Genomic DNA, 10,227 nt, shown 5'->3' with positions numbered 1-10,227 from the left:
GCATTGTCGCATTGGTTGGATACAGCACTTAAACCGGAACAATGTTCGCCAATGATCGAAATAGCGTGTTTTCGCAATCCACACTATTTAACATAATATACATTATGCGAATTTATTGCCGTCTGTAGTTATCCGGTAAACTAATATTGTCATCCCTTTGGGATGATGTGCTATATTGCAACTTAATGAGAACAATTATTAATTAGTTTGCATGTCGACATATCTTAAAGCGCTGGCGACTGGCGATACAGGTCGTATAGTTGGATTCGATCAATCGGGTGGCGTTTATCGCAAGAAGTTGTTGGCCATGGGTTTAACGCCAGGCACTGAATTTACAATTACGCGATTTGCACCGATGGGTGATCCGGTTGAAATCAAAATTCGCGGCTTTTCGTTGTCGCTGCGTAAAAACGAGGCCTCCGTCTTACTTATAGAAAAAATATGAGTATGGATTTTACTGTTGGCGTGGTTGGTAACCCAAATTGCGGAAAAACCACACTGTTCAATGCACTGACCGGCTCCAGGCAACACGTCGGCAATTGGCCTGGTGTGACTGTTGAACAAAAAACCGGCGAATACGCGCACCAAGGCAAACAGATAAGCCTGGTTGATCTACCCGGCACTTATTCATTAGAAGCCGACGACGACAGTATCTCCCTGGACGAAAAAGTCGCGCGAGATTACGTCGCTTCCCGCCAAGCTGATTTAATCATTAACATCGTCGATGCCTCCAATATAGAACGAAACCTATATCTAACCTCGCAATTGATAGAAATGCGGGTGCCGATGATTTTGGTACTGAACATGATGGATGCGGTAAAAAAGCGCGGCATCAAGATCGACATCGAACTGCTTGCCAAACAAATGGCTTGCCCGGTAGTACCGGTTACCGCTGCTACGGGTTCCGGTATTAAGGAATTGCGCGACCTTATCAATAGAGCTAGCCTCAGCAAGCCCATTCCCGCATTACAAGTTAATTACCATCCAGCTATAGAACAAGCCGTCAGTCAATTGCAGCCTCTATTGGCTCAGCAATCTGTCGATTTAGTTTGTGACAGCCGCTGGCTTGCCTTGCGCTTACTTGAAAATGATACCTTGGCAAAACAACTTGCCGGCCCTGAACTACAAAAAATTGCAGAACAATTCCGCGCCGATATCGAAACGCAAACTCAAGATGAAATCGACATACTCGCGGCCGACGCGCGCTACGGTTTGGTTAATCAACTGGTACAAACCAGCGTCTGCAAACTTAACGAGGTTTCCCGCAGCACCACCGATAAAATCGACAGCGTGGTGTTAAATCGATTTTTGGGGATTCCGATTTTCTTGTTGGTCATGTATGCCATGTTCATGTTTACCATCAACATCGGCAGTGCTTTCGTTGACTTTTTCGACAAAGCGGTCGGTGCGTTACTGGTGGACGGTTTAAGCGAACTATTAACTGGCATGAATTGGCCTGCTTGGCTGGTGGTGTTGATCAGCAGCGGCATCGGCGGCGGTATTCAAGTGGTGTCTACCTTTATCCCCATTGTCGGCTTTTTATTCATATTTTTATCGATGCTGGAAGATTCCGGCTACATGTCCAGAGCTGCATTTGTAATGGATCGGTTCATGTGCATCATCGGCCTGCCCGGCAAATCGTTTGTGCCGATGATCGTCGGTTTTGGCTGCAATGTACCGGCCATTATCGCGACCCGGACGCTGGATAATCAGCGTGACCGGGTATTGACCAATTTGATGAATCCGTTCATGTCCTGCGGCGCCCGCCTGCCCGTTTATGCCTTGTTTGCCGCGGCCTTTTTCCCGGTTGGCGGCCAGAATCTGGTGTTTGGTTTGTATTTGTTCGGTATTGTGGTGGCGGTGTTGACCGGTTTAATCATGCGTCACACCTTGCTGCGCGGCTCCCCTACTCCTTTTTTGATGGAACTACCCGCTTACCATTTGCCCACTTTGCAAGGTGTCTACACCAAAACCTGGGAACGCTTGAAAACCTTTATCTTCAACGCAGGCAAAGTCATCGTGCCTATGGTACTGGTGTTAAATGTATTAAATTCTTTGGGTACGGACGGTAGTTTCGGACAGGAAAATAGCGATAAATCAGTACTAAGCGAAATCGGCCGCGCATTGACACCTGTATTCCACCCCATGGGTATCGCCCACGATAACTGGCCGGCGACCGTCGGCATCTTTACCGGCGTGTTGGCTAAGGAAGCCGTAGTCGGGACGTTGGATGCGTTGTACAGTCAAATGGCCGTTTCCGATCATACCGAAGAAGAAAAAAGCTTTGATTTACAGCAAGCCCTGTTAGAGGCTTGTCAAACGGTACCGGACAACCTGACGGCCATTGCCGAGAAGCTGCTGGACCCATTGGGATTGGGTATCGCTAATATCTCCGATCAGGCTGCGGCAGCGGAACAGCAGCAAGTCAAACTCGATACCTTCGGCGTCATGCAGGCGCATTTCGACGGCCAAATCGGCGCGTTTGCCTACTTATTGTTCATTTTACTGTATGCGCCCTGCGTAGCCGCCACTGCGGCAATATACAAAGAAACCAACGGCAGCTGGGCTTTATTCGTGGTGGGCTGGACGACTTTTGTGGCTTACTTGACCGCCACCCTCTTCTATCAAGGCATGACCTATGCACAACATCCGCATTCCGCTATTGGCTGGATATTGGCATTAACGCTTATCTTTGCCGGAGTACTATTCCTGTTGCGATTTTACGGCGTGCGCCAAGCCAGTGGAGTCCCGCAATGATATTGTCCGACTTACGCAGCTATTTGCAGGAAAAACGTCGGGCGACCTTGAGCGATCTTGTTTTGCATTTTCATATGGATGCCGATGCCTTACGCGGCATGCTCGGCAAGTGGATCAACAAAGGCAAGGTTAGACTAAGTCCTGTCGGTGCTTCCTGCGGCACCAGTTGCTGCAAATGCGATCCGACTTTGACAGAGATCTATGAATGGGTGGATTAGTATAGCGAGGCTTATTAAACAAACGCCTCGCTAAACTGAAGCGGTTTATTTGGCTTCCGCCAACCAACCTTGTAGCGCGTCGATTAACTCTTGCGCTTGTTTTTCGCTGGAAATATTGAATTTGGATTTTTGCTGATATTCGCCGTTACGTTTTTGATAACGGCGAATGCTAAATCTATCCTGGCTATATTGATTTTTAGCCGGCTCCCAATCCTGATAACGGTAAATAACCGTCGCCCAAGCGCCCTTGCTCAGGATTTTTTTGTCCAGTTCCTTGACAGTTTCAACGCCGCCGTCTTCGTAACTAATGGTTAAATCTTCAACGGTTTCAGCCATATATTTCTCAATGAGGTTAACAACGGCGCGCAGTCTACCATACATGCGCGGCCATCAAAATGCCGAATCGCCTAGCGTGCAATGAACTCGCCAAAAGCACGACTGCCCTCCCCCGTTTTAATCGTGTTTACTACTTTTAAAGTTTTGGCGTCGATGACGGACACATTATTGTCAAACCAGTTGGCAACATAGACGTTCTGGTCGTCCGGATGCGTGCTGATGCCTTCCGGCTTATCGCCGACTGCGACCACGTCAATTTGCTTATATGTGGTGGTATCAACGACCGATACGGTGCTATCGTCCTGATTAGTAACAAACAGCAGGCTATCGTTCAACGCCAGTGCAACCGCATACGGCCTGGCGCCAACCTTGATGGTAGCCAAACGCTTTAGACTGCGGGCGTCCAAAACGGTCACATTGTCACTTTCCACATTAGCGGAATACAAACGCTTACCCTGACTATCCACCGCTATGCCAAACGGATGCGCGCCGACTTTGGTGGTATTGCGGATAGTCAGTTTGCTTAAATCGATTTGCGAAATCGAATCGTCGATACGATTGGCAACATACAGCCAGCGATTATCCGGACTAACGGTCATGCCGGACGGCGATTTGCCGACCGTAAGCGTTTTAATTTTCGCGAAATTTTTGGTATCAAAAACCGTCACCGAATTTTCATACCAATCAGCGACAAATACCTGCTCGCCCTTTCTGTCCGCGGTGATCCCTAGCGAAGCGCCGCCGACCTTAACCTTGGTTAATTTAGTAAGTTTTTCGCTATCCAAAACCGCAAAACCGCCACCTTCAGGGGTGCTGATATATACCTGTTTCTTCGGTTGATTCAGCGCAACGCCAGCCGGCTTACCTTCCACTTTGATCGTTTCAACGACCTGTTGGCTTTTGGTATCGATAACAGATACCGAATTATCCAACTGATTGGTAATAAAAGCGCGCGAATCAGCGCTAACGCCAGATGCGAATGCACCGAGCAATGAAAAAGCCAACAACGAATATCTGATGCGCATGGTGAGAATGACAGGAATGGGGGGGCGAGGGTTCTCGGCGCGAATGACCGAGAACCAAATAACAAAAGCTTAGCGTTTAATATCGATCTCAACCGCGGCGGAACCTGAGCCTACTTTTTTAGCAATCGCTTCCAGACCGGTTTTCAAAACATTGCTAACCGCTTTATCGGCAGTTTCTTCGTTCAATTCGGCTGGTGGGTTGTTGTTAACATAGGCACGGTAATAAGTGGCCACCCACTCGATTTCGGCTTTTCCGCCTTTGTCGTTCACGGACAATTCTGCCGCATAGTTACCCACAGGCAATACTGGCAGCGGCTCGTCTTGACCGGCGTGTTTAATGGTGCCGGTTGAGCTCATATCGGTGATTTTGTATTTGTAAGAGAATTTCGCTGCGTCATAGGCCTTTAATTCTTCTGTGATGGTACCGTTCGCCAAAGTCAACACGCGGATAGCGCCTTTGTTATTGGTGCCGTCGCCTTTCACGCTTTTAATGCCTGGGTGCCAAGACATATCATCGTAGTTCTTGATCAAATCCCACACTTTGGCCGCTGGGGCATCAACAGTGATGGTGGCTGTCATTTTTGCTCTAACCGGACCATGAGCATGGGCAAAACCGGCGAACAAAAATAAAACGGTTGAAACGAGCAACGAGGTTTTTTTCATAACACTTTCCTATGATGGACACATAAAATGGAGCGGGCGATTATAAAATAAAATCCGTCCGCAAGTATTCGCAAAAGCATGTTTGCGGAAATTTTCCCGACTCTGCCATCCTACCCGCACGTATTTAATGACTACAGCTACTTTTTTCTGGCACGATTACGAAACCTTCGGCATCGACCCGCAACGCGACCGGCCTTGCCAATTTGCCGGCATCCGCACGGATGTGGATTTCAATATCATCGGCCAGCCCATCATGGCCTACTGCCAGCCCGCCGACGATTACTTGCCACACCCGGAAGCCTGCCTGATTACCGGTATCTTTCCGCAATTGGCCGCCGAAAAAGGCGTTTGCGAAGCTGCGTTTGCCGCCATTATCAATCATCAACTCGCCGAACCCGGTACCTGCGGCGTTGGTTACAACAGCATCCGTTTCGACGATGAAGTGACTCGCAATCTGCTTTACCGTAATTTTTACGATCCCTATGCGCGCGAATGGCAAAACGGCAACTCGCGCTGGGATATTATCGACTTAGTGCGCGCCGCCAAAGCCTTGAGACCGGAAGGTATCGAGTGGCCGGTTAATGCCGACGGTGTTGCCAGCTTTAAATTGGAAGAACTCACCAAAGCCAACGGCATCGCCCATGAAGCTGCGCACGATGCGTTATCGGACGTGTATGCAACCATCGCCATGGCTAAATTAATCAGGGAGCGACAGCCAAAACTATTCAATTATTTACTGAATAATCGCTATAAAAATACTGCACTAAACCTATTACAACTGGGTAGCTTTAAACCCTTGATTCATGTCTCCGGCCGTTTTTCGGCCCGGAATAATAGCCTGGCGGTGATTCTGCCCTTAGCACAGCACCCTAGCAATAACAACGAAGTCATCGTTTACGATCTTTCCGTCGATCCGGCACCTTTACTTGAGTTAAGTGCAGAAGAGATTCAACAGCGGCTGTTTGTTGCCACCGAAGCACTGCCGGAAGGCATTGCCAGAATCCCCTTAAAAACCGTACATATCAACAAATCGCCGGTGTTGGCGCCATTGTCGGTGATACGCCCGGCCGATGCCGAACGCTTGCAACTCGACTTGGACTTGTGTCTATCCCATTTGCAGCGGATTCAGACTGCGCCGTCTTTAGCTGAAAAGCTGTCGCAAGTCTTTACCCGGCAATATCAAGACTCACCTACCGATCCTGATTTGATGATTTACAGTGGCGGTTTTTTCAGCAACAAAGACAAGGCGGCCATGGCCCGGATCAGGCAAGCCAAACCCAGCGAGCTATCCGAATTTGACACCGATTTCGACGATGTCCGTTTGCCGGAAATGCTGTTTCGCTATCGCGCCCGGAATTATCCGCATATCCTATCCAGGGAAGACGTCCAACTCTGGAAGCAATATTGCTGGGACAAGCTAAACGGCACACTAGCGACCGGCGGACTGACGCTGGAGCAGTTCAACGCCAAAATTAAACTATTGCGGGACGAGCCAAATGTAAATCAATCGATACTGAACGAATTGGCAGCCTATGCGGAAGATCGACGCTTAAAATTTTCGAATTGAGGTTTTTTGCCGATTTAAAAGCCAGTAGCTCGTTTCAGGAATAAGGTGCTTTTAGCGTTATGCCGTATAATGACGACCATTTGAGTAAATTTCGACCGAGGCATCATGAGCATTAACCTGTCTAACCGCGTAAAAGCGGTCAAACCCTCCCCTACCCTGGCCATTACCGCCCGTGCCGCTGCGATGCGCGCCGCCGGCAAAGACATTATCGGCCTGGGCGCCGGCGAGCCGGATTTCGATACGCCGGAGCATATTAAAACCGCCGCCATTAAAGCCATCAACTCCGGATTTACCAAATATACCGCTGTTGACGGTACCGCCGGCCTGAAAAAAGCCGTCATTCAAAAGTTCAAGCGAGATAACGGTTTGGATTATCAGCCCAATCAAATCCTGGTGTCCTGCGGCGGCAAACAAAGCTTTTTCAACCTGGCGCAAGCGCTGCTGAATCCCGGCGACGAAGTCATCATCCCCGCCCCATACTGGGTATCCTATCCGGATATGGTGCTGCTGGCCGATGGCGTCCCGGTGATTTTAGAAGCCGGACAAGCGCAAAACTTTAAAATTACCCCGGCACAACTGCGCGCCGCGATTACTCCAAAAACCCGCCTATTGGTCATTAATAGTCCTTCCAATCCAACGGGCGCTGCGTATAGCCTGGAAGAATTAAAAGCCCTAGGCGACGTGTTATTGGATTTTCCTGAGGTGTTGATCGCGACCGACGATATGTACGAATTAATCCTCTGGAACAAAGGCGAATTCGTCAACATCCTCAACGCCCACCCCGGTTTCTATGATCGCACCATCGTTTTAAACGGTGTATCCAAAGCCTATTCCATGACCGGTTGGCGGATCGGCTATGCTGCCGGCCCGGCACCGTTGATCGAAGCCATGTGCATCATCCAATCGCAAAGCACTTCTAACCCTACATCGATTTCCCAAGTGGCAGCGGAAGAAGCGCTGAACGGCGACCAAGGTTGCATCGACACGATGATGGTGGAATTTAAAAAGCGCCACGATTACGTGGTTGCCGAACTGAACAGCATTGATGGTATTGAATGCTTACCTACCGACGGCACCTTCTACGTTTTCCCGAATGTGGAAAAACTGTTGAGTCGACTGGATGGCATCCACGACGACCTGGAGTTTGCCGAATACCTAATCGAAAAAGCCGGCGTGGCCTTGGTGCCGGGTTCGGCATTTGGCTGTCCGGGCCATATCAGAATATCCATCGCCACCAGCATGACCAATCTGGAAAACGCTTTGGTTAGAATTAAACAAGCGGTTTAAGGCCTATTAGGGTTTGCCGTCGCGAACGGATAAACTGACATTAATTTGCCATTTTTCAATTGACAAATTTAATCAATGCTATAGAATTCGCGGCCTTCGCACTTCATCAGTAAGAAGGCCTCGGTGGCGAAATAGGTAGACGCACGAGACTTAAAATCTCGCGACCGAAAGGTCGTACCGGTTCGATTCCGGTCTGAGGCACCATAAAAATTAAGGACTTTGGTTTACACCTGGTCCTTTTTTTATGCCTAATGATTGCCACGTTCCCTTTGAATAACGCCTCGGTAAAACTGGTTGAACATGAAGAAGATATTTCACTTTAAACGCAGGAATCCGCCGCTGCTATGGCGCCTCAAGTGGTTTCTAGTTTTAGTCACCATCGGCTGCTTAGAAATACTCCCGGTCCCGGTCACCGACTCAATCCTGATATTTGTCTTAATCTACAGACCACTGTGGTTCAAAAATGTGGTCAACAAGCTCTATTCTCATCTGCCTTCTGCATCACCAGAGGAAACCGAGCTATCCTATTTTTCCAAATATCAATTAGATCACCCCAAGCATTTCAATAAGTGACAGTCACCGGCCTTGCTATAGTCTGTGTCGCGTATCCAACGGCTTTGGAGTTTAATCAAACCCGGCGAACCGCCTGACCGTCAGCGCCGCGCGTTGCTCGATCAGCTGTACGATTTGTTCAATCACTGGGTTTCCAGCAAATTCATGATCCGCCGATGTCTGCAACCTGCGAGCGACCGCTGGTAGCCGTTGGCACAAACCGAGAATGCGTTTTCGGGTTTGCGCTACCGACAAGCCCGCCGCTTGGGCAAAGCGATCCCAATGTCGGGCTTGCACTTCGCTGAATTTATATTTGCCACCCAACTGCATTGCCATCTTGGGCGTCAGACTGGGATAAACGGCGGTTGACAATACGTCGTAGAGCGGCGCCAGAACTGCTCCCTGGTCGGCATACAAGATAGAAAAGTTCTTGGCATGGGCGTCGTGGTTGCCAATCAAGGCATTGAAAATGACCGCATCCAGCAGTCGCAACACCTGCGGCGCACTCGGTCGGGTCACGCGGCGGACCAAGTCGAAGCACTGGTCCAAACCCGGCCCACCCTCGTTCTGATATTTAAGTTCCGGTACCACGCCTAGTGCCTGGCAGAAATCTTCCTGATGCAGACGCACGCATTGGCCATTTGCAGCTCGAGTTCTGTCATAACGCTCAACCAGCAGAAATGAGCGGTCGCGAATGGCACAAATCCTAGACTGTGCGGTCTGGAATTGCATTGCACCTGCCAATGCCAGACAGAAACCTTCGTTGATTACACTGTCTTCAACGGCAGCGATGGCCGGTTTGAGAATATGGTTACTAGGCGAGCCATTGCGTGGCAGACCGATTCGTTGACCATCAAACACCACCGGTAATTTATCCTGAGCACCCGCCAAAGATAAGCGCAAACCATCCTGACCAGCCAGCATCGGCCGCTGTGGCAATTCATCCAGCAAGGCCACTACGTCAGAGTCGGATAACCAGTCGATCTCGTTCGCTGGTTCAGATACAGCGGGTAATCGGTCTGGCGACAACAGCGAAACGGCGCCGGCGCATTCGCCGCCGATATGATCGAGCAAGGCAAAATCGTTCTGCTTCGAGACCTGAAACTGGCGAGCAATCAGTTGGCGTAATTTGCCTTCCGGTAACAATCCAGAAAAGAAAGGCCGCGTCTGTTGGTCGTTGAAAACCTCTACTTGCAACGGTAACGAGCAGGACAGCGGGACGGCGTCGGCATGTTGCAGCCAGTCGGCGCTGTAGCTAAATTGCAGTCTGCCTTCAACCAAGGCCAAATCCCCTACTCGACGATCAAATAAATAGACAGCAAGCAAATGGCTCATGGTGCTTCGGTTATGTCCGACAGGCCATCGAGCATGACCTGACCTCCCAGCGCCTCGATTACGCGCATCACCGTTTCCAAGCGCACGGTCGGCTTCCCGGCTTCGAGGTCGACGATAAAGCGAACGCCAACACCTGCCGCCAACGCCAGTTCGGATTGGGTTAATCCGAGCTGTTTGCGGGCGGAGCGCAGCGCTTGGCCAAGTTGTTGGGTTGTTTGGATGTTGATCATGAGTTTTCCCGTTCGGGAAATTATTAAGCGAAAACAACCGATATGCAAGTTTAATTTCCCGTACGGGAAAATTAATTTAGAATTTACGATAGACGAGCATCGAAGTTCCCGTTCGGGAAAAATAGCCCCATTCTGTGTCAAGTCTATCTGACTGTGATGGTTAGCGCTGAATGCTGATGATATAACTTAGGGTAATTGCAAAAACGAACTAAAAGAAAACAACCGACAGCAAATCACTAGCAAACAGAAAAAATCCA

The 10,227-nt window shown here is 49.5% G+C and carries 10 protein-coding genes and 1 tRNA gene; 6 read left to right on the top strand and 5 right to left on the bottom strand.

All coding sequences use genetic code 11. The annotated features are described in order from the left end of the window. Positions 1-211: 211 nt before the first annotated feature. From QLH52_RS22780 to QLH52_RS22770, 3 genes are read left to right on the top strand one after another with little or no spacing between them, the layout of a single operon-like run. The gene (locus QLH52_RS22780) at positions 212-445 is read left to right on the top strand and encodes a FeoA family protein (RefSeq protein WP_033156249.1); all 234 of its coding nucleotides are present in this window, start codon (positions 212-214) and stop codon (positions 443-445) included. After that, positions 442-2,757: a Fe(2+) transporter permease subunit FeoB gene (feoB, locus tag QLH52_RS22775; protein ID WP_319963061.1), complete on the top strand. Its 2,316-nt coding sequence runs from the start codon at positions 442-444 to the stop codon at positions 2,755-2,757. The genes QLH52_RS22780 and feoB overlap by 4 nt, the downstream gene beginning before the upstream one ends. Then, a complete protein-coding gene (locus QLH52_RS22770) occupies positions 2,754-2,975 on the top strand; it encodes a FeoC-like transcriptional regulator (protein ID WP_319963060.1) in 222 nt (73 codons plus the stop codon). The genes feoB and QLH52_RS22770 overlap by 4 nt, the downstream gene beginning before the upstream one ends. Before the next feature lie 45 nt (positions 2,976-3,020). Here the strand turns inward: QLH52_RS22770 and QLH52_RS22765 are convergent, their stop codons facing one another. From QLH52_RS22765 to QLH52_RS22755, 3 genes are all read right to left on the bottom strand, one after another. Further along, entirely contained in the window at positions 3,021-3,311 is a 291-nt protein-coding gene (locus QLH52_RS22765) for a hypothetical protein (RefSeq protein ID WP_101052361.1), read from the bottom strand. Positions 3,312-3,382: 71 nt separating this feature from the next. Further along, positions 3,383-4,336, bottom strand: a complete 954-nt coding sequence (locus tag QLH52_RS22760; protein WP_205450212.1) for a YVTN family beta-propeller repeat protein — start codon at positions 4,334-4,336, stop codon at positions 3,383-3,385. A gap of 69 nt (positions 4,337-4,405) precedes the next feature. Further along, complete coding sequence (locus QLH52_RS22755) at positions 4,406-4,999, bottom strand: SRPBCC family protein (RefSeq protein WP_033156245.1); 594 nt, start codon at positions 4,997-4,999, stop codon at positions 4,406-4,408. A gap of 127 nt (positions 5,000-5,126) precedes the next feature. Here QLH52_RS22755 and sbcB point away from each other — a divergent pair, with 127 nt between their 5' ends. The 3 genes from sbcB (at position 5,127) to QLH52_RS22740 (ending at position 8,057) form a co-directional block, all read left to right on the top strand. Further along, on the top strand, positions 5,127-6,566 hold the full coding sequence (gene sbcB / locus QLH52_RS22750; protein ID WP_319963059.1) for an exodeoxyribonuclease I: 1,440 nt from the start codon (positions 5,127-5,129) through the stop codon (positions 6,564-6,566). A gap of 105 nt (positions 6,567-6,671) precedes the next feature. Then, on the top strand, positions 6,672-7,853 hold the full coding sequence (locus QLH52_RS22745) for a pyridoxal phosphate-dependent aminotransferase (RefSeq protein WP_319963058.1): 1,182 nt from the start codon (positions 6,672-6,674) through the stop codon (positions 7,851-7,853). Between the two features lie 117 nt (positions 7,854-7,970). Further along, a tRNA-Leu gene (locus QLH52_RS22740) sits at positions 7,971-8,057 on the top strand. 420 nt (positions 8,058-8,477) lie between these two features. On the opposite strand, the gene QLH52_RS22735 is transcribed toward QLH52_RS22740, so the two are convergent. Beyond that, entirely contained in the window at positions 8,478-9,740 is a 1,263-nt protein-coding gene (locus QLH52_RS22735) for a type II toxin-antitoxin system HipA family toxin (protein ID WP_319963057.1), read from the bottom strand. Further along, positions 9,737-9,970 carry a helix-turn-helix transcriptional regulator gene (locus QLH52_RS22730; protein WP_319963056.1) on the bottom strand — a complete coding sequence of 78 codons (234 nt, stop codon included), beginning with the start codon at positions 9,968-9,970 and terminating at the stop codon, positions 9,737-9,739. Before QLH52_RS22730 ends, QLH52_RS22735 begins: the two co-directional genes overlap by 4 nt. Positions 9,971-10,227: the final 257 nt, after the last annotated feature.

The organism is Methylomonas defluvii (assembly GCF_033949435.1).
In the GTDB taxonomy this organism is placed as follows: Bacteria; Pseudomonadota; Gammaproteobacteria; order Methylococcales; family Methylomonadaceae; genus Methylomonas; species Methylomonas defluvii.
Note: the sequence above shows the minus strand (reverse complement) of the source record. Positions and strands in the feature narration are given on the sequence as shown.

Bases quoted from the DNA above. Each gene is read 5' to 3' on its own strand.
- QLH52_RS22780 (WP_033156249.1), top strand. From the start codon at position 212: ATGTCGACATATCTTAAAGCGCTGGCGACTGGCGATACAGGTCGTATA.
- feoB (WP_319963061.1), top strand. From the start codon at position 442: ATGAGTATGGATTTTACTGTTGGCGTGGTTGGTAACCCAAATTGCGGA.
- QLH52_RS22770 (WP_319963060.1), top strand. From the start codon at position 2,754: ATGATATTGTCCGACTTACGCAGCTATTTGCAGGAAAAACGTCGGGCG.
- QLH52_RS22765 (WP_101052361.1), bottom strand. From the start codon at position 3,311: ATGGCTGAAACCGTTGAAGATTTAACCATTAGTTACGAAGACGGCGGC.
- QLH52_RS22760 (WP_205450212.1), bottom strand. From the start codon at position 4,336: ATGCGCATCAGATATTCGTTGTTGGCTTTTTCATTGCTCGGTGCATTC.
- QLH52_RS22755 (WP_033156245.1), bottom strand. From the start codon at position 4,999: ATGAAAAAAACCTCGTTGCTCGTTTCAACCGTTTTATTTTTGTTCGCC.
- sbcB (WP_319963059.1), top strand. From the start codon at position 5,127: ATGACTACAGCTACTTTTTTCTGGCACGATTACGAAACCTTCGGCATC.
- QLH52_RS22745 (WP_319963058.1), top strand. From the start codon at position 6,672: ATGAGCATTAACCTGTCTAACCGCGTAAAAGCGGTCAAACCCTCCCCT.
- QLH52_RS22735 (WP_319963057.1), bottom strand. From the start codon at position 9,740: ATGAGCCATTTGCTTGCTGTCTATTTATTTGATCGTCGAGTAGGGGAT.
- QLH52_RS22730 (WP_319963056.1), bottom strand. From the start codon at position 9,970: ATGATCAACATCCAAACAACCCAACAACTTGGCCAAGCGCTGCGCTCC.